At 65.9% G+C, this 22,154-nt stretch carries 18 protein-coding genes; 4 read left to right on the forward strand and 14 right to left on the reverse strand.

The window, feature by feature from the left end; translation table 11 throughout:
- Positions 1-4: 4 nt before the first annotated feature.
- Genes AC15MQ_RS20145 through AC15MQ_RS20195 form a run of 11 tightly spaced genes read right to left on the reverse strand, consistent with a single transcriptional unit; the run spans position 5 to position 8,962 of the window.
- On the reverse strand, positions 5-1,390 hold the full coding sequence (locus tag AC15MQ_RS20145; protein ID WP_483081124.1) for an ATP-binding protein: 1,386 nt from the start codon (positions 1,388-1,390) through the stop codon (positions 5-7).
- Positions 1,387-2,049 carry a response regulator gene (locus AC15MQ_RS20150; protein ID WP_287655400.1) on the reverse strand — a complete coding sequence of 221 codons (663 nt, stop codon included), beginning with the start codon at positions 2,047-2,049 and terminating at the stop codon, positions 1,387-1,389. Before AC15MQ_RS20150 ends, AC15MQ_RS20145 begins: the two co-directional genes overlap by 4 nt.
- A 45-nt stretch (positions 2,050-2,094) precedes the next feature.
- A complete protein-coding gene (locus AC15MQ_RS20155; RefSeq protein ID WP_483081125.1) occupies positions 2,095-3,852 on the reverse strand; it encodes an ATP-binding protein in 1,758 nt (585 codons plus the stop codon).
- A gap of 28 nt (positions 3,853-3,880) precedes the next feature.
- On the reverse strand, positions 3,881-4,504 hold the full coding sequence (locus tag AC15MQ_RS20160) for a Maf family protein (protein WP_483081126.1): 624 nt from the start codon (positions 4,502-4,504) through the stop codon (positions 3,881-3,883).
- Positions 4,504-4,974 carry a 23S rRNA (pseudouridine(1915)-N(3))-methyltransferase RlmH gene (gene rlmH, locus AC15MQ_RS20165; RefSeq protein ID WP_287655405.1) on the reverse strand — a complete coding sequence of 157 codons (471 nt, stop codon included), beginning with the start codon at positions 4,972-4,974 and terminating at the stop codon, positions 4,504-4,506. Before rlmH ends, AC15MQ_RS20160 begins: the two co-directional genes overlap by 1 nt.
- A complete protein-coding gene (gene rsfS / locus AC15MQ_RS20170; protein WP_287655406.1) occupies positions 4,971-5,354 on the reverse strand; it encodes a ribosome silencing factor in 384 nt (127 codons plus the stop codon). Before rsfS ends, rlmH begins: the two co-directional genes overlap by 4 nt.
- A gap of 7 nt (positions 5,355-5,361) precedes the next feature.
- Positions 5,362-6,036, reverse strand: coding sequence for a nicotinate-nucleotide adenylyltransferase (gene nadD, locus AC15MQ_RS20175; protein WP_287655407.1), 675 nt, complete (start codon positions 6,034-6,036; stop codon positions 5,362-5,364).
- The gene (locus AC15MQ_RS20180) at positions 6,029-6,805 is read right to left on the reverse strand and encodes a BPSS1780 family membrane protein (RefSeq protein WP_483081127.1); all 777 of its coding nucleotides are present in this window, start codon (positions 6,803-6,805) and stop codon (positions 6,029-6,031) included. The genes nadD and AC15MQ_RS20180 overlap by 8 nt, the downstream gene beginning before the upstream one ends.
- Positions 6,806-6,823: 18 nt before the next feature.
- Positions 6,824-7,561: a BPSS1780 family membrane protein gene (locus AC15MQ_RS20185; protein WP_350496292.1), complete on the reverse strand. Its 738-nt coding sequence runs from the start codon at positions 7,559-7,561 to the stop codon at positions 6,824-6,826.
- Between the two features lie 31 nt (positions 7,562-7,592).
- Complete coding sequence (locus tag AC15MQ_RS20190; protein ID WP_483081128.1) at positions 7,593-8,558, reverse strand: homoserine kinase; 966 nt, start codon at positions 8,556-8,558, stop codon at positions 7,593-7,595.
- A gap of 53 nt (positions 8,559-8,611) precedes the next feature.
- Complete coding sequence (locus AC15MQ_RS20195) at positions 8,612-8,962, reverse strand: DUF2782 domain-containing protein (RefSeq protein WP_483081129.1); 351 nt, start codon at positions 8,960-8,962, stop codon at positions 8,612-8,614.
- A gap of 227 nt (positions 8,963-9,189) precedes the next feature.
- Here AC15MQ_RS20195 and polA point away from each other — a divergent pair, with 227 nt between their 5' ends.
- From polA to AC15MQ_RS20210, 3 genes are all read left to right on the forward strand, one after another.
- On the forward strand, positions 9,190-11,949 hold the full coding sequence (polA, locus tag AC15MQ_RS20200) for a DNA polymerase I (RefSeq protein WP_483081130.1): 2,760 nt from the start codon (positions 9,190-9,192) through the stop codon (positions 11,947-11,949).
- Between the two features lie 20 nt (positions 11,950-11,969).
- On the forward strand, positions 11,970-12,548 hold the full coding sequence (locus AC15MQ_RS20205; protein ID WP_483081131.1) for a DUF2242 domain-containing protein: 579 nt from the start codon (positions 11,970-11,972) through the stop codon (positions 12,546-12,548).
- A gap of 93 nt (positions 12,549-12,641) precedes the next feature.
- Positions 12,642-14,015, forward strand: coding sequence for an EAL and HDOD domain-containing protein (locus tag AC15MQ_RS20210; protein ID WP_483081132.1), 1,374 nt, complete (start codon positions 12,642-12,644; stop codon positions 14,013-14,015).
- Positions 14,016-14,043: 28 nt separating this feature from the next.
- Here AC15MQ_RS20210 and AC15MQ_RS20215 read toward each other — a convergent pair whose 3' ends face one another.
- Together AC15MQ_RS20215 and AC15MQ_RS20220 are read right to left on the reverse strand one after the other, a co-directional pair.
- Complete coding sequence (locus AC15MQ_RS20215; RefSeq protein WP_483081133.1) at positions 14,044-19,257, reverse strand: WD40 domain-containing protein; 5,214 nt, start codon at positions 19,255-19,257, stop codon at positions 14,044-14,046.
- A complete protein-coding gene (locus tag AC15MQ_RS20220; protein ID WP_483081134.1) occupies positions 19,257-19,955 on the reverse strand; it encodes a helix-turn-helix transcriptional regulator in 699 nt (232 codons plus the stop codon). Before AC15MQ_RS20220 ends, AC15MQ_RS20215 begins: the two co-directional genes overlap by 1 nt.
- Before the next feature lie 66 nt (positions 19,956-20,021).
- Here AC15MQ_RS20220 and AC15MQ_RS20225 point away from each other — a divergent pair, with 66 nt between their 5' ends.
- The gene (locus AC15MQ_RS20225) at positions 20,022-20,786 is read left to right on the forward strand and encodes an IS5 family transposase (protein WP_483081135.1); all 765 of its coding nucleotides are present in this window, start codon (positions 20,022-20,024) and stop codon (positions 20,784-20,786) included.
- A gap of 98 nt (positions 20,787-20,884) precedes the next feature.
- Here AC15MQ_RS20225 and AC15MQ_RS20230 read toward each other — a convergent pair whose 3' ends face one another.
- On the reverse strand, positions 20,885-22,066 hold the full coding sequence (locus tag AC15MQ_RS20230; protein ID WP_483081136.1) for a transposase: 1,182 nt from the start codon (positions 22,064-22,066) through the stop codon (positions 20,885-20,887).
- Between the last annotated feature and the right edge of the window lie 88 nt (positions 22,067-22,154).

Here is a 22,154-nt window from a genome sequence, read left to right on the forward strand (position 1 = left end):
AGGCTCAGGCTGTTGGCGGTCGCGGCCAGCGCAGGTGCGCGGCGAATCCCCCGCCGGGCAGGTTTTCCAGTTCGAAACGGGCGGCGTGCAGTTCGGCGACGCGCTGCGCGATGGCCAGCCCGAGGCCGCTGCCTTCGGCCCGCGCCGCGCTGCCGCGATAGAAGCGTTCGACCAGCCGCGGCAGTTCCGCGGGCGGGACGCCGGGGCCGTCGTCGATGACGCCGAACGTCAACTCGCCATCCTGTCGCGCGGCAATAACGCGGATCGTCGTCGCGGGCGGGGTGTAGCGCAGCGCGTTGTCGAGCAGATTGCGCAGCGCGATGGCCAGCAATTCGGCGTCTCCACTGAGCAGCAAGGGGTCGTCGCTGCGTTCCAGTGCGATGCAGCGGTCAGCGGCGGCGTGGCGGGCGTCGCTCAGCACCCGCTCTGCCAGCTCGGCAAGATCGACTTCGGCGGGATGGGGCAGCCCGTCCAGCGGGTCGAGGCGTGCCAGGCGCAGCAGTTGTTCGAGCACGCGGGTGGCGCGGTCGGCGCCAAGCAGGATCTGTTGCAACGCGTGCTGCCGGTCATCGGCGTTCCGACTGAGTTGCGCGACCTGTGCCTGGATCCTGACCACCGCCAGCGGCGTACGCAACTCGTGCGCGGCGTCGGCCGTGAATCGCCTTTCGTTCGCCAGGGTGTCGTCGAGCCGGCCGAAGAGGCGGTTGAGCGCCGAAACCAGCGGCCGGGCTTCTAGGGGGGCCGCGTTCTGGGCCAGCGGCCGGAGGTTTTCCGGCGAGCGCGAGGCCACCTCGGCGGCCAGCTCATCGAGCGGCTTCAACGCGCGCCGCACCGAGTAGTAGAGCAGCAAAAGCAGCACCGGCGAGATCAGCGCGATCGGCAACACCGTCCGGCGGGCGACCTCGAGCGCCGTGTGATCCCGCAGGTCGATCGATTGTGCGACCTGTACCCGGTAGTCTCCAGAGGTCGAGGCGATGGTCAGGACACGCCAGGGGTGGCCTGCGTGGGTCATGTCGTCGTAGCCGGGCGCCGCGGCCAGCGATTTTGCCGGCGCGTGCGCCGAGCGCAAGAGCAGCGAACCGTCGGCACGCCCGACCTGGAATTCGAGCGGTGACTCGTAACGATGCCTTTCCTGGCTGCGGACCGTCGCCAGGCGCGCTGCCAGGTCTTCCAGGTGGCTCTCGTTGTCGCGCACCAGCGCCAGCAACAGGCGGGCGGCTTGCGCCAGATGGCCGTCTATCAGTTCTTCGGCTTCGTGCCGGGCCTGGGTGTAGCTCAGGATCGCGTTCAGCCCCCAGACCAGCAGCGCGGTGGCGAAGACGGCGCGCAGCAGCCGCCAGCGCAGCGACTGGCTGCGCGCGTGTGGCTCTGGCTCTGTCCCGGGCATCATCCCGGATCGCCCAGGCGGTAGCCCAGGCCGCGGACGGTGCGGATGAACTGGGCACCGAGTTTCTTGCGCAGGTGGTGGATGTATACCTCGACGGTGTTGCTGCCGGTTTCCTCGCCCCAGGCATACAGGCTTTCCTCGAGTTGGGCGCGTGTGCGGATATGGTTCTTGTGGCTGAGCAGGTCGCGCAGCAGGGCGAATTCGCGCGCCGAGAGGGTGACCGGCTGGCCGTCCCGGCTGACCCGCTTGCTGGCCGGTTCGAGCACCACGCCGGCGTGCTCCAGGCGCGGCGTGGCGCTGCCGCCGGCGCGGCGAATCAGGGCGCGCAGGCGTGCCTGCAGTTCGAACAGATCGAAGGGTTTGGTCAGGTAGTCGTCGGCGCCGGCGTCGAGCCCGGCGATCTTGTCGGCGCTGCTGTCGCGCGCCGTGAGAATCAGTACCGGCAACGGATTGCCGCGTTCGCGCAGGTCCTTCAGCAGCCACAGACCATCGCGCTTCGGCAGGCCGAGGTCGAGAACGCAGGCCTGATAGGCGTGGTCGAGCAGTGCCAGGCGTGCGGCTTCTCCGTCACGTACCCAGTCGACGGCGTAGTCGGCCAGCTTCAGGCCGGCACGTATGCCGTCACCAAGCAGGTCATCGTCTTCCACCAGCAGTATCCGCACTGATCGTCTTCCTTCCTGATTCCTGCGCGGCAGCGGCGCGCATCGTCAAAGCCAGCGGCGCAGCACCGCTTGCAGTCCGGCCTGGGTAAACGGCTTGGCGACGAAGTCGTTCATGCCGGTACTGAAACAGCGCTCACGATCCCCTTCGAAGGCGTTGGCCGTCAGGGCGATGATCTTCAGGGCGTCCCTGTCGCTGGTGCCCAGCGCCCGTTCGCGAGCCCGGATGCGTAGCGTCGCTTCGAAACCGTCGAGTTCGGGCATCTGGCAGTCCATCAGCACGAGGTCGAAGCGCCGCTCGGCGGTCATCTCGACCGCCTGCAGTCCGTTCTCGGCAAGGGTGACCTGCAAGCCGAACGCTTCCAGGAAAGCCTGCGCGACCAGTTGGTTCACCGCGTTGTCTTCGACCAGCAGCACCTGTCCCTGCAGACGCGCCGGCGGCGCCGGCGGGGAGAGCGCGGCAGAGAGGTTCGCGCTGGCCTGCCGGGCAGGGGTGAAGGCGACCTCGAACCAGAATGTCGAGCCCTGCTGCTGCTGGCTATCGACACCGATGCGGCCGCCCATCAGGCCGACGATCTGCCTGGAGATCGCCAGCCCCAGACCGGTGCCGCCATGGCGCCGGGTGTGCGAGAGGTCGGCCTGGGAAAAAGCGTCGAAGATGTGCGTCCGGTCTTCGTCGCGCAGGCCGATGCCCGTGTCCTGCACGGAAAACCGCAGGCGCTGCTCGCCGAGGCTTGCGACCGACACCACCACGCTGCCGTGGTCGGTGAACTTGATGGCGTTGCCGATCAGGTTGGTGAGCACCTGGCGCAGACGCGGCTGGTCGCCGTGCAGCTCGGTCGGCACGTCGGCGGCGAGGTGCGAGGACAGCGCCAGACCCTTGCCGTGCGCGGCAGTGGCAAAGGCATCGATGACCTCGGCGAGCATTGCTCGCAGGTCGAAGTCGTCGGTCCGCAGTTCGAGTTTGCCGGCCTCGATCTTCGAGAAGTCGAGAATGTCGTTGATCACGTCCAGCAGGCCCTGGCCGGAGCGATAGAGCGTTTCGAGGCGGCTGCGCTGTTGCGCCGCGAGCGGTGTGGCGAGCAACAGTTCGGCGATGCCGAGCACGCCGTTCATCGGCGTGCGGATTTCGTGGCTCATGTTGGCGAGAAACTGCGACTTGGCCTCGCTGGCGGCTTCCGCCGCGTCCTTGGCTGTACTCAGTTCCAGGCGAAGGCGGATGGCATCGATGGTCATCCGCTCGAAGCGGCGGGCATTGGAGAAGACGATGAAGACGAACAGGAAGGTGGTGGCACCGGTCAGTTGCAGGCCGGGGACGCCGGAAGCCAGCAGCCACAGGCCCATCGGCACCAGGGTCAGGCCGCCCAGCGGCAGGAACGAGCGGAAATGGGCAGCGAGGGTAAACATGCCGGTGGCGGCGACACCGACCAGATACATGCCGACGAAGAACTGCGCCGGATCTCCCGGGCCCGGGAACAGCACGGTGCCACAGCCCGCCCAGATCAGTCCGGCGGCGCTGGTGCCGACGATGAATCGCCGGGCCCAGAGCCGAGCCGCCGTCGGCGCCGGCTTCGCTCGCCGATAGGCGCGGATCAGCAGACAGCGGGCCAGCGTGACGAGATGGTGCAGCAGGTACCAGGCGATCAGCATGGTGCGTGGCGCCGAGGTCCAGAGGACCACCAGGATCAGCGTCGAGCCGAGCAACGACATGGCCAGCGTGTGTGGCGTCAGCCGATAGACCATGGCGATCTGCTCGGCAAACACGCGCGTCCCGATGTCGCTGGGTTCGCTGTGCGGGCTGGCCATGGGCGGTGTTCCTGAGCGTCGGCCGAGGTTACAGACGATACCCGAAGCGCTTCAACAACTGTGCCGTTTCGCACAGCGGCAGGCCCATGACGCCGCTGTAGCTGCCGGCGAGATGCGCGACGAACATCCCGGCGCGCCCCTGTATGGCGTAGGCGCCGGCCTTGTCCATCGGTTCGCCGCTGGCGACGTAACGGGTGATCTCGTGTGCATCGAGAGGGCGAAAGCGCACCTCGCTGATCGAGACGGCGAGTTCGAGGCGTCCGGCGGCGGCCACCGCCACGGCGGTGAGAACCCGGTGGGTGTTGCCGGACAAGGTCTGCAGGATGCGCTCGGCGTCGCCGGTGTCGAGCGGTTTGCCGACCAGCCGACCGCCGACTTCGAGGATGGTGTCGGCAGCCAGCACCGGTTGCGGCAGCAATTTTCGCCAGCCGGCGATGCGGCGGCCGTGTTCCGCCTTGTTGCGCGCAATGCGTTGCACGTAGCCCACCGGGTCCTCGTCGGGCAGTGGCGTTTCGTCGAGTTCCGGGTCCTCGCGCGGCGAATTGCGGAAGATGATGCTGTCGAAAGCGACGCCGATCTGGGTCAGCAGTTCGCGCCGGCGTGGGCTGCGCGAGGCCAGATGCAGGCGCGCGTGCTGCAGATCGACCGGCATCAGCCCTCCCGATGGTAAGGGTGCTGGCGGACGATGCTGATCGCGCGATACAACTGCTCGCAGAGGATCAGCCGCGCCAGGGCGTGCGGCAGGGTCAGGCTGGAGAGGCGAATCGCGTCGTCGGCCTGCAGCTTGAGGGCCGCGTCGATGCCGTCGGCACCGCCGATGACGAACGCGGTATCGCCGCCGGCGCGCATCCAGGCTGCGAGGCGCTCGGCCAGCTTCAGGGTCGGCAGGTCGGCGCCGCGCTCGTCGAGCACCACCATGCGCGCATAGCCTTGCAGCGCGGCCACGAGGCGCACCTTCTCGGCAGCCAGCAACTGTTCGCGGTTCTTCGAGCCGCGGCTTTCCGGCTTGACTTCGACGATCGACAGGGGCAGTTCGCGCGGCATGCGCTTCTGGTACTCGGCGCAGCCCTGCGCCACCCAGGCGGGCGGCTTGTGACCGACGGCGAGAATGGCCAGTTTCATCCCTGGCCCGCTGTCGCATCCTGGGCCGCAGCGGGGAGCCGGCGCACGCGCACGGGTCCCTTGCCGCCCCACAACTCTTCGAGATTGTAATAACTGCGTACCGCCGGCTGCATGACATGCACGATGATGTCGCCGAGGTCGACCAGAATCCATTCGCCGACCTCCTCGCCTTCGCACGAAAGGACCGGCGCACCGGCGGCGCGCACCTTGTCCTGGACGTTGCGGGCCAGAGACTTGACCTGCCGGTTCGATTCGCCGCAGGCGATGACCATGCGGTCGAAAAGCGAGGTCAGGCGGCTGGTGTTGATCACCTCGATGTCGTGGCCCTTGATGTCTTCGAGGGCGTCGACGACGAGCTTTTCCAGTTGGGGAATCTTCATTGTGGCTTCAGTACTCCGGGTAAAGGCCATGCTGGCGAATATAGGTGAGCACCGTGTCGGGCAGCAGGTAGCGCGCACTGCCGCCACTGGCCAGGAGGGCGCGAATCCGTGTCGCCGAGATGGCGAGTTGCGTCATCGCAAAGGTGACGATGCGTCCCGCCGGCGACTCGGTCAGCAGCGCCGGACTGGCGCAGAAACGGTCGTGGTAGCAGCGCGCCAGCGACGTGGGCAGCTGCCCGGCGTCGATGGCGAAGCCGGGGCGATGGGCGACGGCAAGGTGCGCCAGATCGAACAGCGCTTGCCAGCGGTGCCATTTCGGCAGGCCGTTGAAGGCGTCGGCACCGAGCAGCAGCACCAGCGGGCGCTGCCGACCGCACACGTCGGCCTGGCGCAGGCGTTCGAGCGTCGGTACGCTGTAGCTTGGCCTGGCCGCTTCGACTTCTGCCGCATCGACGCTGAAGCGCGGGTTGCCGGCAGTGGCCAGGCGCACCATCTCCAGGCGTTGCCCGGCGGTCACCCGCGGGACCTCGCGCAGCGCCGGCTGGCCGGCCGGAATCCAGCGGATGCCGGCCAGATCGAGACTGTCGGCGGCTTCCTCGGCCAGGCGCAAGTGACCGAAGTGAACCGGGTCGAAGGTGCCGCCGAAGATTCCCAGCGGTCGTTCGCCGGGTTGCTCAGGCATCGTCGTCCGCGCTGACGAAGACGTCGCGATAACTGACGTAGAAGCTGGCGAACAGCGTCGGGGCGAGCACCAGGATCAGCAGCACCATCATCAACACCAGCACCAGCGAGGCACCGCTGGGTAGCAGGGCCGCCAGAATGCCGAGCACGATGCCCGGTACCAGCGTGGCCACGACGCCGATGGCCAGGGAGTACACCAGGAAGGGGCGCCAATTGCGCAGGCAGGCGACGAAACTGAAGAACAGCGCCTTGGCGGGCGACAGGCCGTGCCACCCGGCAAGGACCGGCGCGTACCAGTAGGCCATGATCAGCGGGCACAGCAGGACCAGCGCGATCTCGGTCGCCAGCAGCAGGCTGCCGCTGCTGACGGTTTCGGCGTCCGGCTTCTGGCCGGCCAGCATCATCGCCATCAGGGCGCCGTCGTCGGCCAGCGCCGAGAGGCCAAGAATCGCCACCACCGCGGCCAGATAGATCGCTCCGAGGGTGAGCAGCGCGCGCAGGTTGCTGGCAAAGCCGGAAAACAGCAGTTGTGGACCCAGTGGCGTGCCGCGCTCGATGCTGCGGCAGGCATTCATCAGGCTCACCGAGAAAGCGGGGATGCACAGCGTCGTGGCGATCGTGCCGATCACTGGAATGACATTCACCAGGGCCATCAACACCCAGTAGCTGACCACCAGGAAGGTCAGCATCAGATGATTCCTGCGGAAGATCCGGAAGCCGTCGGTCAGCCAGCGCCAGCCTTGTGCGGCGGGAAGAGTCAGTGCTTGCATGGTTTGTCGTAGGGTCGCTCAGGCGCCAATGAAGATGTCACGATAGGAAGCATACACCGAGCCGGCGAGCACCGGTCCGAGGACCAGGAACCCGAGACCCAGCGGCAGCGCGGCGAAGAAGCACAGCACCAGGCTGATCAGGCCGTAGACCAGGAACACGAGGGTGTTCTTGAGGCAGGCATGGAAGCTCGCCTTGAGGGCATCGACCGGCTGCAGCCGGTTGAAGACCACCAGCGCCGGCGCAAACCAGATGGCCATGACGATCGGCAGCGACAGCAGCATCCACAGCAGTCCGGCCAGGAATACGCCACCGAGGGCGACACCGGCACCGATCGGGTTGCCGATCAGCAGGCCGCCGGCGACGCCACCGCCGACGAAGACGAAAGCCAGCACGAAGACGACCAGCATGCCCAGCATGTACAGCACGCCGAGCATCACCAGGCTGCCGGTGTGGTGCTGGAAACCGGCGAAAAGGTCGGTGATGGCGAACTCCTCCTGGCGGGCGGCCCTCTCGCAGGCGAGCAACATCCCGGCCGCGAGGACCGGGGTCAGCAGATGCGAAGCGAGTGGCCCGATCCAGGGGACGAGCGCCAGGCCCAGGTAGATGACGATCAGGATCACCATCATCGCTATCCAGGCGCCGGGATTGACGATGAAGATCGCCCAGCCCTGCCGGAACCAGTTGAAGACGTTGTCGACCTCGGTTCGGCGGCTGGCGCCGTTGAAGCCGGGGGCGGGGATCGGGAAGTTTTCCATGCGTATGCTCGTGTCTGGGCAGGGTGGCGGATCAGCCGCCGGGCCGGGAAGTGGCAAGCCGCACCTGGCTGGCGTCGCTGGCGATGTGGGCCAGCAGGATGGCCCGGTAGGCGTCGGGGTCGCGCCGGATGACCAGGCTGCCGGGCCGCGGCAGATGATGGTCCTGCAGCCGGGAGATCCAGAATCGCAGTGCCGCCGCACGCAGCATCGTCGGCCAGGCGCGCCGCTCGGCGGCCAGGAGCGGGCGGCAGTGATCGTAGGCGGCCAGCAGCGCGGCGCTGCGCTGCGCGTCAAGCACTCCGTCGGCGGTGGTGCACCAGTCGTTGACCGTGACCGCCAGATCGAACAGCAGGTCGTCGACGCCGGCAAAATAGAAGTCGAGCAGGCCGCTGACTTGATCGCCCACGAACAGGACGTTGTCGCGAAACAGATCGGCGTGGATTACGCCGCGTGGCAGGTCCGCCGGCCGGTAGCGTTGCTGATGGCGGAGCTCGTTGCGCAGCAGGCGGGCGTCGTCGTCTTCGAGGCAGGGTTCGAGCTGCGCGGCGACCTGCGCGCACCAGCCGGTATGGCGCTGATGCGCGAGGGGTTCGGGATACGATTCTGCGGCGAGGTGCAGCCGCGCCAGCATGCTGCCGATCGCCTCGCAGTGGCTGATCTCCGGCAGGCTCCGGGAACTTCCGGGCAGGCGGCTGACGATCGCCGCGGGCTTGCCGGCGAGCTGGCCGAGGTATTCGTGGCGACGGTTGGCGACCGGCGCCGGGCAGGGAATTTCACGCGCGGACAGGTGCGCCAGCAGTTGCAGGTGGAAGGGAAGCTGCGCGCCGGGTTGCTGCTCGAAAATCGTCAGCACGTACTGACCCAGCGTCGTGTCGAGAAAGAAGTTCGAGTTCTGCACGCCTTCGGCAATACCCGTGAGCGTCACCAGATTGCCCAGCGCATAGTCCTCCAGCCAGGCGCTCGCCTGCGCCGCGCTCAGTTCGGTGAACACCGACATGGCGAACCGGCGCGACCGGCAGACAGGCGAGAAGGCATCAGCAAGGTTGGGGTTCAGAAGGTGCCGATGACCCAGGTCGGCACGCTGACGTCGGGCGTGCCCATCGTTTCCTGAGTGAAGTTGCCGTCGCCTTGTCGGTCGGTCAGGTAGTAGGGAACGCCGTGTTCGGGCGTGACCTTGATGCGGTACAGCTTGCCGTTGATCCGGTGCTCCTCGACGGTATCCCCTTCGCGCTTCGTGATCGTCACCTCGGGTTCCAGCGACGCGTCGAAGGGCGCCATCTCCGGCGGTGGCGGCGGCACCGCCGGCAAGGGCTGCAGATCCGACCGCTGCTGGCCGACGGCAGGCGCGGCAGCGAGGGCCAGGAGTACGAGGGCGGAGCGGAGGGCTTGAAGGCGGCGCATGAGCAGTTTTCCGGGTGATTGGTCGATCAGTGAGCATCTCACCTGTCAGTGCCGATTGTAGTACAGATTGAGGAGCTGCCCTTGCCCGAAGGCGCGACGGCGACGCGGTGGCCTGGCGAACTCTGCGATAATAGGCGTCAGGACACGAAGCACCCGCCGCGCTCGACCGCCGCTGTCGCGGTCTGGCAGGAAGGTCCTCCCCTCGGTCAAAACTGTGTTGCTCGCCTATGCCCACCCTGCTGCTGGTCGACGGATCGTCTTACCTCTACCGCGCCTTCCATGCCATGCCCGACCTGCGTACCTCGCAGAACGAGCCCACCGGCGCGATCCATGGCGTGCTGAACATGCTGCGGCGACTGGAAAGCGATTACCAGGCGTCGGGAATCGACTACAAGGGCTGCGTCTTCGACGCCAAGGGGCGGACCTTTCGTGACGACTGGTACCCGCAGTACAAGGCCAATCGCCCACCGATGCCCGAGGACATGGTGCGTCAGATCGAACCCCTGCACGCGGCCATCGTGGCCCTCGGCTGGCCGCTGCTGATGTGCGACGGCGTCGAGGCGGACGACGTGATCGGTACGCTGACGACGCAGGCGGCGGCGCAGGGCGTGCAGGTGGTGGTGTCGACCGGCGACAAGGATCTCGCGCAACTGGTCGGCCCGCACGTCAGCCTGATCAACACGATGAGCAACGAGGTGCTCGACGAAGCCGGCGTGCTCGGCAAGTTCGGCGTGCCGGCGGAGCGTATCGTCGATTACCTGGCGCTGATCGGCGACGCCGTCGACAACGTTCCCGGCGTCGACAAGGTCGGCGCCAAGACGGCCGTCAAGTGGCTCGCGCAGTATGGTTCTCTCGACGGGGTGATCGCCGCCGCCGCCGACATCGGTGGCGTGGTCGGGCAGAATCTGCGCCGCGCCCTCGACTTCCTGCCGCTGGCGCGACGCCTGGTGACCGTCCGCCGCGACCTCGAACTGCCGTACGCGCCCACCGATCTGCAGCCGCGCCCGCGCGACCGTCAGCGTCTGATCGAAATCTTCGCGCATTACGAGATGCGTTCGTGGCTCAGGGAAGTGCAGGGGGGTGACGCGGGCGGTGCGGTGCCACCGGCGGCGGCCTCTCCCGCGACGATCGGCAGCGGGCCGGCCGACCAGCCTGCCGACGACGCGCATCGAGCGGCCTACGCAACGATCCTTGACCGACCGATGCTCGACCTCTGGCTGGAGAAGATCGGCCGCTGTCCGCTGACCGCGCTCGATACCGAGACCACCAGCCTCGACCCCTTCGCCGCGCGCCTCGTCGGTGTGTCGCTGGCGGTCGCGCCCGGCGAGGCGGCCTACCTGCCGCTCGCCCACACCTATCCGGGCGCGCCGCCGCAACTGCCGCGCGATGAAGTGCTGGCGCTGCTGAAGCCGTGGCTGGAATCGGCGGCGCACGCCAAGATCGGCCAGAACCTGAAGTACGACCAGCATGTGCTGGCCAATCACGGCATTCATCTGGCCGGCGTGCGGCACGACACCCTGCTGCAATCGTATGTCCTCGAATCCGGCAAGGACGGCGTGCGCGGACATGACCTGGGACAACTCGCGACCCGCCATCTCGGGCTGGCGACGATTCCCTACGAGGCGCTGTGCGGCAAGGGTGCCGGCCAGATCGGCTTCGACCAGGTGGCGATCGAGCAGGCGTCCGAGTACGCCGCCGAAGACGCCGATCTCTGTCTGCGCCTGCAGCAGCGGCTTTATCCGCAGATCGCCGCCGATGCCGGTCTCAGCCGTATCTACGAGGACATCGAAATCCCCGTGCGCGACATCCTTTTTCGCATGGAACGTACCGGTGTGCTGATCGATGCGCAGTTGCTGACGCAGCAGAGCCACGAAATCGGCAAGCGCCTGCTCGAACTCGAAGCACGCGCGCACGCGGCGGCCGGGCAGCCGTTCAACGTGAACTCGCCGAAGCAACTGGCCGAGATCCTGTTCGACAAGCTCGGCATGCCGGTGAAAAAGAAGACCCCCTCGGGGACGCCCTCGACCGACGAGGAAGTGCTCTCCGAACTCGCGCTCGACTATCCGCTGCCGAAGATCCTGCTCGAATCCCGGCAGCTTTCCAAGCTCAAGGGGACCTATACCGACAAGCTGCCGAAAATGGTGAACCCCGGCACCGGCCGCGTGCATACCAGCTATGCGCAGGCCGTGGCGGTGACCGGCCGGCTGGCGTCGAGCGATCCCAACCTGCAGAACATTCCGGTGCGCACCGCCGAAGGGCGGCGCATTCGCGCGGCGTTCATCGCCCCGCCGGGCAGCAGCATCGTCTCGGCGGACTACTCGCAGATCGAGCTGCGCATCATGGCCCACCTCTCCGAGGACGCGCGCCTGCTCGAAGCCTTCGCGCAGGGCGAGGACGTGCACCGGGCGACGGCGGCGGAGATCTTCGGCGTTCAGCCGGCAGAGGTTGGCCCCGATCAACGGCGCGTCGCCAAGGTCATCAACTTCGGCCTGATCTACGGCATGAGCGCATTCGGCCTGGCGCGGCAACTCGATCTCGAACGCGGCGCGGCGCAAGCCTACATCGAGCGCTATTTCGCGCGCTACCCCGGCGTTGCCGGCTACATGGCAAGAACGCGCGAGACGGCCAGGACCCAGGGCCATGTCGAAACCGTTTTCGGCCGTCGCCTGTGGCTTCCCGAGATTCGTTCGAGCCAGGCCGCGCGTCGCCAGGGCGCCGAACGGGCGGCAATCAACGCGCCGATGCAGGGTTCGGCGGCCGACCTGATCAAGTCGGCGATGATCGTCGTGCAGGGCTGGCTCGACGCCGAGTCACTGCGGACGCGCCTGCTGATGCAGGTGCATGACGAACTCGTGCTCGAAGTCCCCGACGACGAACTGGCGCGCGTGCGCAGCGAACTGCCGCGTCTGATGACCGAACTGACCCGCCTGCGCGTGCCGTTGGTGGTCGACGTCGGTGTCGGCACCAACTGGGACCAGGCGCATTGACGTCGGGTCTGGCGGACGGCATGCGGGAGCGGAAGATCTGGCGGGGCAGGGCGTGCATCGGCGCGCCCCCGCTGCTGGCCGCGGTCTTGCTCGGCCTGCTGGCCGCCTGCGGCAGCACGCCGGGCAGCCGGGTGGCGGTCTACCAGAACGAACGCTTCGAAGCCGGTGAGACCTTCTCGCGCCTGTTCGACGCCGGCGTCGATGCGACCTGCGAGGCCGCGCGGCGTGCGCTGCTCAGCCAGGGCTACCTGCTGACCACGGTCAGGCCCGACGCCATTGCCGCCAGCAAGCATTTTCAGCCCGATGGCGAGGTGCATGTCCAGATCGCGTTCAACGTCGTCTGCGCCCCGGAGGGCAGCCAGGGCAAGCTGGCCACGGCCTATGTCAGCGCCATCCAGGACCGCTATGCGCTCAAGAAGAGTTCGAATTCGGCCAGCGTCGGCGTCAGTGCGCTCGGCTCTGTGTCGATCCCGCTGACGCCGAGCGAGGATTCGCTGGTCAAGGTGGCCAGCGAAACGATTCCCGCCGGGCCCTTCTACGACCGCTTTTTCGCGCTGATGCAGCGCCTCCTCGCCCAGCAGGTGGACGAGCAGCAATAGCCCACCGTTGTCGGTCGTGCCGCGCGGATCGAACGGCCGGCGGGGATGCGTCCCGGCCGGCGACGAGCACGAGGCACCAACAAGGGGAAACCGATGTTCAAAGCCCTGCTGTCCCTTTTCCGCCCCAGGGCAGCGAACAAGCTGGCCGAGGTGCGGCCGGCGGCGGTCGCGGCGGCGGTCGCGGCTGCGGACGCCGGCCAGACGTACCTGTGCCACCGGCCGATACTCGACCGCGGGCAACGTGTGGTCGCGCACGAGCTGAGCGTCGACGTGCACCGTGCCTTGCGTGCCTGCCCGTGGCAAGTTCCCTCGCGCAAGCTGTTCGAGGATGTCCTGTTGCGGCAGTTCGCGCAGGCCAGGCTGGAAGCGCTGCTGGCGCAACGTCGGGTATTCCTGCCGGTGGGGAGCGGCATTGTCGAACATCCGGCGCTGCACAGCCTGCCGCGGCAGAACGTCGTGTTGCAGATTGCCTGGCACGAGGAAGGCCGTCCCGGATCGCCGGGCACGCTGGCCGACGGCATGCAGCGCCTGCGCGCCATGGGCTTCGCGCTGGCCTGCGCCCACGAACTGCTCGACGGCGACGAAAAGGCCGGGCTGCTGGCGGATTATGTCACCGTGGACGTCGGCCGGATGGCGCCGCCTGAACTCCTCGACGTGCAGCGGCGGCTGGCCACCCATCGCCAGCAACAGCCGTTGCTGGCGATGAACATCGCTTTCATGGAGATGTACCAGGCGTGCCGGCAAATCCGCTTCACGCATTTCCACGGCGATTTCATCCGCTGCAGCGAGGAGGCGCCGGTAGACATCGATCTGCCTCCCTACAAGGCGGCGGCGATGGAATTGCTCAACGCCATCCGCGCGCAGGCCAGCGCTGCCGTGCTGGCGGAAAGGGCCTGGATCGACCCGACGCTGGTCCTGCGCCTGTTGCGCGTCGTCAACTCGCCGGCGATGCGCCTGCGCACGCCGATCAGCGACCTCAAGCAGGGCATCGCCTACCTTGGCTACGACGAACTCTACCGCTGGGTGACGCTGCTGCTCTTTTCCAGCCAGCGCGCCGAAGACCGGCACCCGATGGAATACGCCTGGCGCGAAACCGCACTGGTCCGCGGTCGCTTCATGGAACTGGCCGCCGCCGGGCGGCTGCCGGCGAAGGCGTGCAGCCAGCTTTTCGTCGTCGGCGTGCTGTCGATGATCGACAAGCTCTTCGGCATGCCCATGCCTTATGCGCTGGAGAAGTTCGCCCTGTCGCCGGAGGTGAGCCAGGCGCTGCTCTTTCGCCGCGGCAGCTACGCCCCTTATTACGAACTGGCGCTCGCCTGCGAGAACGGTGAGCAAATGTCGATCGAGACGCTGGCAACGGGCTGCGGACTCGACATGGACATCGTCAACCGATACCAGATCGAGGCCCTGGAGTGGATGCTCGAGTTCACCGATGCGCTCGAGGAACTCGCCAGGGACATGCGCTAGGGCGGGCTGGCCAGGACGCGCACGAGCTTCAGGATTCGGGAAACCACAATTCCGGCAGGTCGTCGGCGAGCCAGTGGCGGGGAATCCACGGGGCCGGTGGAATGTGATCGATGGGCTCGACGAAGGCCAGCGGGACCGGACCATGACCGCGGAGCATGGGTTTCTGGAGGTCGGCGAAACGCGCCATTGGCTGGAAAGAAGCCATGTCGAGCGTGAACCATTGGTCGCCGTTGGCCCAGCACCAGCGCAATTGCCGGCCGGATTCTGCGTCCCAGAGGCGTATGGTATTATCGGCACTGCCTGAGAGCAGAAGGCTGCCATCGGGAGAAAATGCGATGCTGAACACTATCGCCTGATGTCCGGTGAGCGCGCGGATTTGCTTCCCCGATGCCACATCCCAAAGGCGCAGCGTATTGTCGCCGCTGCCGGAGAGAAGACGACGGCCATCGGGAGAAAAGGCGACGCTTCTCACCCAAGCCTGGTGGCCGGCGAAATCCCGGATTGCGTGGCCCGACTCGGCATCCCAGAGCCGCAGGGTATTGTCAGCGCTGCCGGAGAGTAAGTGGCGGTCGTCAGGCGAAAAAGCGACGCTCGATACCGACGATTGGTGGCCAATGAGGGTGCGGATTTCTTTGCCCGACTCCGTATCCCAGAGACGGAGCGTATTGTCGTTGCTGCCGGAGAGCAGGCGGCAGCCATCGCGTGAAAATGCGACGCTCAATACTGGAGCTTGATGGCCACTGAACGTGCGGATTTCACGACCGGATTCCGCATCCCAAAGCCGTAACGTATTTTCGTTGCTGCCGGAGAGTAGCCAGCGGCCATCGGGCGAAAAGGCAACGCTCGATACTGGTGCTTGAAGACCCGCGAAGGCAAGAGTTTCACGACCAGACTCCGTGCCCCAAAGACGCATCTTGTCGCTTCCGGAAAGCACGTGCTGGCCATCTGGAGAGAAAGCTACGCTTGATACTGGAGTTGAAAGCCCAAAAAAACTACGGACTTTCATTCCCGATTTGGCATCCCAGAGGTGCAGCGCATTGTCGAGACTACCGGAGAGCAGGCGGCTGCCATCGGGCGAAAACGCGACGCTCAAAACCATAAGCTGTTTAGCGGAGAAAGTTTGGACCTCCTGTCCAGATTCGGCATCCCATATACGTAGCGTACCAAGGATATCGCCCGATAGGATGCTACGACCGTCTGGAGAAAAGGCAATGCCCAAGGCCGGAACCTGAGCGTCTTTGGGGCTTGGGGTTGAGAAAATGCGGATTTCCTGACCAGAGTCGGGATCCCATAGTCGGACCGTACTGTCATGGCTGCCTGAGAGCAGACGGTGGCCATCTGGTGAAAATGCGACGCTCCACACTGGAGCTTGATGGCCGGAGAATGCTCGGATTTCCTGGCCCGATTCGACGTCCCAGAGGCGTAGAGTCTTGTCGGCACTTCCGGAGAGGATGCGGCGGCCATCGGGCGAAAAGGCGACGCTCCATATTGAACCCTGATGGCCGAGGAACGCGCGAATTTCCCGGCCTGATTTCTCATCCCATAGGCGCAACGCTCGGTCCTCGCCCCCGGAGAGCAGGTGGCGACCATTGGGAGAAAAGGCAACGCTTGACACACGACTCTTATGGCCGTCGAAAACCCGAATTTCTTGCCCAGATTTGGCGTTCCAGAGGCGCATCGTGTGGTCGAGGCTGCCGGAGAGCAGGCTGCGGCCGTCGGGAGAAAAGGCCACGCTCCACACGGCATAACGATGGCCTGAAAAAACGCGGATTTGATGCCCCGATGCTGCGTCCCAGAGGCGCAGCGTACGGTCATAGCTACCGGAGAGCATGCGGGTGCCATCAGGAGAAAAGGCGACGCTCGAAACCGATGCCTGATGGCCAGCGAAAGCACGGATTTCCTGCCCAGTCTCGATGTCCCAGAGCCGCAGAGTGTTGTCGTGGCTGCCGGAGAGCAGTCGGCTGCCGTCGGGGGAATAGACAACGCTGCTGATGCCGGTGTTGTGGCCTTGGTGTAGCCATGGCGCGAAGCGTACAAGGGTGGTGGCTGGCATGCGCGGCAGATCCGGATGCTTGGCACCCGGCGCGGTCGCGCCTTCGAGCCGCGCCCCGGCGAGTTCGGGAACGCCGCGGCAGCCCGCCAGTCTTGCGCCGCGCAGGTCGGCTCCCGAGAAGTCGGCATCGGTGAGCCGGGCGCCGGTCAGCCGCGCAGCGATCCATTGCGATCCGGCCGCTCTGGCGCCGGTCAGATCGGCGCCGTCGGCGTCGGCGTCGTTGAAGCAAGTGCCTTCGATCCGGGCGGCGGCCAAAGTGACGTTTCTCAGCCGGCAAGCGGTGAAGCTTGCGCCCCCCGCGCCAGCGCCGCGCAGATCGGCGTCGCTCAAGTCACTGCGGTCCCAGGTGCTGTCGGCGAGATTGGCGTCAGCGAGCAACGCACTCGGTAGAGCCAGATCGTTGCAGCGGCAACCGGCGAGTTCGAGGCGTTGCGGTGCTTGCGGCAGCCACGCGCTGTGTGCGGTCGCCACGTCTTCGTCGGCTTGCCTGCGGCTGACCCAGTAGCTCAGCAGGTAGGCGTTGCGGCGTGTAGTCGGTGCCGCGCTCGGATCGGCAAGAATCCGAGTGACGGCTTGTTCGATGAAGGAACGCTCGGGTAGCGGTGGCGACGCCGCGAGCAGGTCGGCGAAGAATTCGGCAAGTTCGCGGCTGGGGCGCGGCGCGGCCAATAGCCCGCCGAGTGCCAGCGCTGCCGCTTGCGGGCTGGCTGCCGCGTGCAGAGCCTGCAGCAGCGCGCGGGCGTAGAAGAATTCAAGGAAGCTGCGGTGAGAAAAGCCGTAGTAGCCGTCCGGCGTGCGCGAGAGAAAAGCCGCGGTGCGCAGTTCGACGTCGAGAACGATCGGGTCGTGGCGGCCGCGCAACTCACCACGCTGACTGATCAACTGGTAGAGGTCGGCGTGGTGGATGCGCTGGCCGTCGCGGCGCCAGAGTTCCACCGCCAGTGCTTCGAGAACCCCGCGCAGTTCTGTGCTACTGCTTTGCCGGTCGGCTGGACGAATGGCCGGGTCCTCCAGCCAGCGATTGGTGTAGCGCAGGTAGAGCGCCCCCGGCGACACCGTCTGCCCCTCACGCAGCAGGTCGGGTAGCGATTCGATGATCATTTCCAGCAATTGCGGGCGGTCGGCCAGGCTCTTGAGGTTGTAGAGCCGGTCGATCGCGGTCCACGCCCGCCGGCCTGCGTCGGCGCCGAGTCGCTTGTGCAGGTACTCGCGGATTTGCCCGTCGGAAAAGCGTGGCAGCAGGTCGATCGCGCCGTCGAAGCCGCGCGCTGCCTGTTCGAGGGCTGCCAGTCGATCGGTCTGGCCGCGGACAGCCTGCAGCGCTTCGCCCTGCTCGCGGAAAAACTGTTCGCGGCAGGTGAGCAGCACGCGGTTGGCGCGGTTGTTGTCGCCGCCGCTGCCGGTGGGCTGGGCGAGCATGCGGAATTGCTCGACGACGTTGCGGTGTGCCTGGCTGATGCCCATTTCGTCGAAGCTGTCGAGGAGCAGGATGAGCCGGCCACGTGCCTGCAGGTGCAGGAAGATTGCCGGGTCGCGGCGCTCGCCGGTCTGCCGATGCCAGTGTTCGTGCAGGAGGTCACCGAGGCTGGTCTTGTTGGGAAAGTCGCGCAGATTGATCAGCAGCGGCAGCGGGACTTCGGCGCTGCTCCTTCCCAGCGCCTGTTGCGCCAGTTCGTAGGCGAAGCGTCGGGTGAACGCTGTCTTGCCGGTGCCATAGTCGCCCAGCAGCACCCACAGGCGGTTGCCCTCGCCGCCGGCCCAGGCCAGCGCGTAGGTGAGGAGGTCGACGGTTTGTTCGTCCTTTTCAGTCTGTATCTGCTGCGGCACGTAGTACTGCGCCAGCGCGCTGTGCGCGAAGTCGGCGATCAGGCGGTTGAGGTAGGGTGAGAAATCGAGCAACGCACGTTCGAGGTCTTCGGGCGTGAAGCAGCGGATGCCGCAACCCTTGGCGGCTTCGAGCGCCTGTGGGCTGAAGCGGCGGCCGACGATCATTCCCCTGGCCTGCAGGGCGACGGCCCTGGGTCGGCGCAACCAGCTGTCGAGCGTATCGACGACAGCGGTGCCGACGGCGTCCTTGTGGTCCTTGCATTCGACGAGGTAGGCGGTTTCGTCGAGGCCCTGCTTGAGCGTGGCGACGAGGTCCACCCGGTTGCCGTCCAGCGTCTGCTCGGCTTCGACGCGGTAGCCGAGCATGCGCAACAGGTCGGCGACGCGCTCTTCGAAGCCCTTGCCCTGCGCGGTGCGCAGGCGCGGATCGGCGGGATCGAAGAGGTCGCGACGCTGCCTGACGGCCAGCGCTTCGGCAGCATTGTCGTCTTCGATGTCGCTTTCGATGGTGAGCAGTGCGCACGCCAATTCGTGGTATTTGCCGACGATCGGGGAATCGCTTTCGTTGAGTGTCAGGAGCGCTTCGGTGCGGCGCAGGTCGCTGCGTTCGGGGATTTCGATCAGGCTGCCGGCGGCGAGTTCGAAGTCCTTCTCCCATATCTGCTTGAGACGGCTGCGAATGTCCGCTCCTTCGTCGGGGATTGGCGAGGCCACGAGCCGGATCTGCAGAGGTCGGCGTAGTCCTCCGTTGCCGCGCCGTGCGTCGTCGGCGTGCGACTTGAGCCCTTCCCAGACGCCCTTCAAGCCGCCGGTATTCTGCGCGCCGTAGTTGCCGACGAGGACGGTGACGTCGGGTAACAGGGCGGCGAGAAAACCGCCGATGTCGGTGATGCCGGTGCGGGCGTCGAGCAGGAGGTAACGAAAATGGTGCTTCTCACGCAGGTGCCGCAGTACATCACGCAGGAGGCCGAGGCCCAGGTCCGGGTTGTCGGCGAGAAAATGCGGCCAGTCGATGCTCTGGTACAGTTTGGCGGCGTTGGCGCGGGTGCCATGCGCGGGCAGGATGAACAGGCGCTCCTGCTTTTCTGCAGGTAGGATGGCAGTGGCCAGCCGATCCAGATCGCGCAGGTTCGGCTGGTCGAAATGCCGCTTCTCCTGCCAGTCATACAGCCACTCGAAAAGTCCGCGTTGATTGGGGCGCGAGGGCGCGAGGTCACCGATTCGGTGCAGGCCGGGTGCTTCAAGGTCGAAGTCGCAGAGCAGCGTCCGACCATGGCGGGCGAGCAACACGGCCATGTTCGCCGCCAGCAGTGTACGGCCAACGCCACCCTTGTAGCTGTAGAAGGTGGCGGTGAGGGACATCAGGCGGCTTTCGCGAACAAGCAACTCGCCCCGCGACCTTCCCTGGACCGCTGCGGTGCTAGGGCCTGCGCCTGGCTGCTGCTGGCGGGCTGGTGTTCGCTCGTCGAGCCACCATCCCGTGCCGCCGCTCCTTCCGCCTGCAAGCTCCAGATTCCGGACGGATTGAGCCGCCGCTTGCCTCCTTCCTTGATACGTTCGATCAAGCCGGCGGCCTCGGCCAATGAGAGCAATTGACTGATCCGCGATCTGGGCAGGCCAAGCAATTCCGGCAAGTCGCTGACCGCCAGGTTCCGGCCGTGCTGGTGCAGTGCTTGCTTGAGCTTGTCCATGTGCGTGCGTGCGGCCACTGCCTGCGGGTCGTGGCTGTCATGCCGATGGGCGCGGGCAGCCAGGAGGTCGGCCATGGCGTCCCAGCGGTAGTAATGGCCTTCGACGGCAGGCTGCAGCGTGTCTGGCTGATGGCTGACGGGCTGGAAGACCTGGATTCGCTCCAGCAGACTGTGCAACTCGGCCCAACCTTCGCGGTTGCCTAGCGATGCCAGGGCATCGGCAACCCACTCGGTGACGATCACGTCGGTCCAGTGCAGACTGCGTTCATCCCAGCAGGACAGCGCCTGGACAGCCTTGAACAGGGTTTCAGGCTCGTCGGAGTCGGCGGTACGCATGGGGTTGGCGGCGTTGAAGTCGAGTGGGCTCATCACGGGAAGATAAATTATGCTGGGTCATGCGCGTTGAGCGCTGTCGGACCGACGAATGGTGAAGCGATGAAAGAGCGGCACGCACTGAGAGACGACCAATGGGAACGCATCAAAGATCTGTTGCCTGGGCGTGTTGGGCACGTTGGGGTCACCGCCGTAGACAACCGCTTGTTTGTAGAAGCGGTGCTGTACCGAACTCGAACAGGCATGCCGTGGCGCGACCTGCCCAAGCGTTTCGGGGACTTCCGCGTGGTGCACACCCGGCTCTCTCGCTGGAGCAAGTCTGGGGTCTGGGAGGGCGTATTCAGACGATTGGCGCAAGATGCGGACAACGAGTGGGTCATGATTGATTCCTCTATCGTTCGTGCTCACCAGCACAGTGCCGGAGCCATCAAGAAGGTGCCTGGAGTATGCCAAGCCATCGGACGTAGCCGCGGCGGACTGAGTACGAAGATCCTCGCCACGCTGGATGCCTTGGGCAATCCGACAGGGTTTCACCTCACCCCCGGACAAACCCACGATCTCGTCGGCGCCGATGTCTTGCTGGCGAACTCCCCGGCTGATGCCGTCCTGGCGGACAAAGCCTATGACGCACAGGAGCGTCTGGTTGAGCCGCTGGAAAAGGCAGGGAAACAGGTCGTGATCCCTCCGCGCAGCACCAACCTGATCCAGCGCCACTGTGACAGACATCTGTACCAGGCTCGCCATCTGATCGAAAATTTTTTCGCCAAGCTCAAGCAGTTCCGTGCCATCGCCACCCGTTACGACAAAACTGCCCGCAATTTCCTGGGCGCCATTTATTTGGCTGCCTCTATCGTCTGGCTCAATTGATGACACGCCCTAACCTGATGACATGGTTTTCATCGTTCGGTGCGAACCCTCTCCTGCATTCCACGAATGCACAGCGGTCGGAGAGGGAACGCTGGGGGTTATTGTCGTAATCGCATCAACTGGTCAGCGGACAGCGCCAAGATGCCGAACATCAGGTGGGCCATCACTTTGGTATCGCCCCGGACTCTGAGGGTCTTGCCGCCGAATTCGTCCTTGAGCCGCGCGTTGCTGCGCTCGGCGGCGGTCCGCTCGTTATAGCGGATCGCCTCAGCCGGGGAGAATTCGATCTTCGTGCCACGGCGTGGATTGTGATCGATCAGGGGCACATGGCCGAGACTCCGGCTGTGGTCACGCAACTCGCTGCTGCAATAGGCGGCATCCATCAGATCGTAGAGGTTGGTCACCCGCTCGGCGCTGATCAGCGACAGGGGAATGGCAGCCAGGCTGTCGTGCATCGAGGCGCTGGAGAGCAGCGCCGCAATCGGCACGCCACAGTCGGCGGTGTCGAGATGCAGCTTGTAGCCGCTCCAACTGTTCTTGTAGCCTTGGGCATTGCACTTCGTGCCGCGATCACACTCCGTTGGAATCTGATCGAGCATTTGCGCCAACGTTTGCCCGCGTTGGCGCTGGATCGGGGACGCTTTCGCTGCCGGACGCATTTCGCCGCGCCGCGGGCGGCCGCGTTTTCTGGCCGGTGCTGGCGTTTCAGGCACCGTCGTTTCGGCAGCGCTCTGTTCTTCCGACCACAGGGCGGATGGGGCTGTGGCCGCCGCTTCCGCCGCCGGCGTCTCCTTCCGAGCGGGGGATTCGCGGGCTTCGATGGCCGTGCCGTCACGACTGAGATGCCCGATCAGTTGATCCCCGAGATGTTCCTTGATCAGGGCTTCATGCACGCGTTGGCCCAAGCCGGCTTCGGCAAACTCGTCGAAGGCGCGCGAGAAGGTGGTTTCGGAAGGCAGTCTCTTGCCCCGCGGGAAACCGCAGATGCGGCGCAACGCACGGTCGATCGTCAGCCGTTCTATCAGCCCCACCGTCGTCGCCAACCCCAATACCGCCTTGGCTACAAAGCCGTTCGCCAGCCACGCTCGCTCGAAGGGCGGACGTCCCACCCCGCACCACGATGTCCCCGTGAATTCCTCAATGCGTACCCATTCCAGCGTGTGAACCACCTTCTCCAGTTTCGGCGTCAGCGAACCGCATTGCTCCGCCAACTCCGGCAACAACGCGTGCTGAATCACGAACCACCGTTGCTTGATCCGTTGCGGTTGGGTAGTATCCATTGGGCGGGCGTTATGATGTTGGTCTCGATAACCGTAGCATGCCAGAAGTGGCCGCCCGCACCCTCAGCTCTCGCCCCCAGCCGCGAAA

Source organism: Candidatus Accumulibacter propinquus (assembly GCF_056856495.1).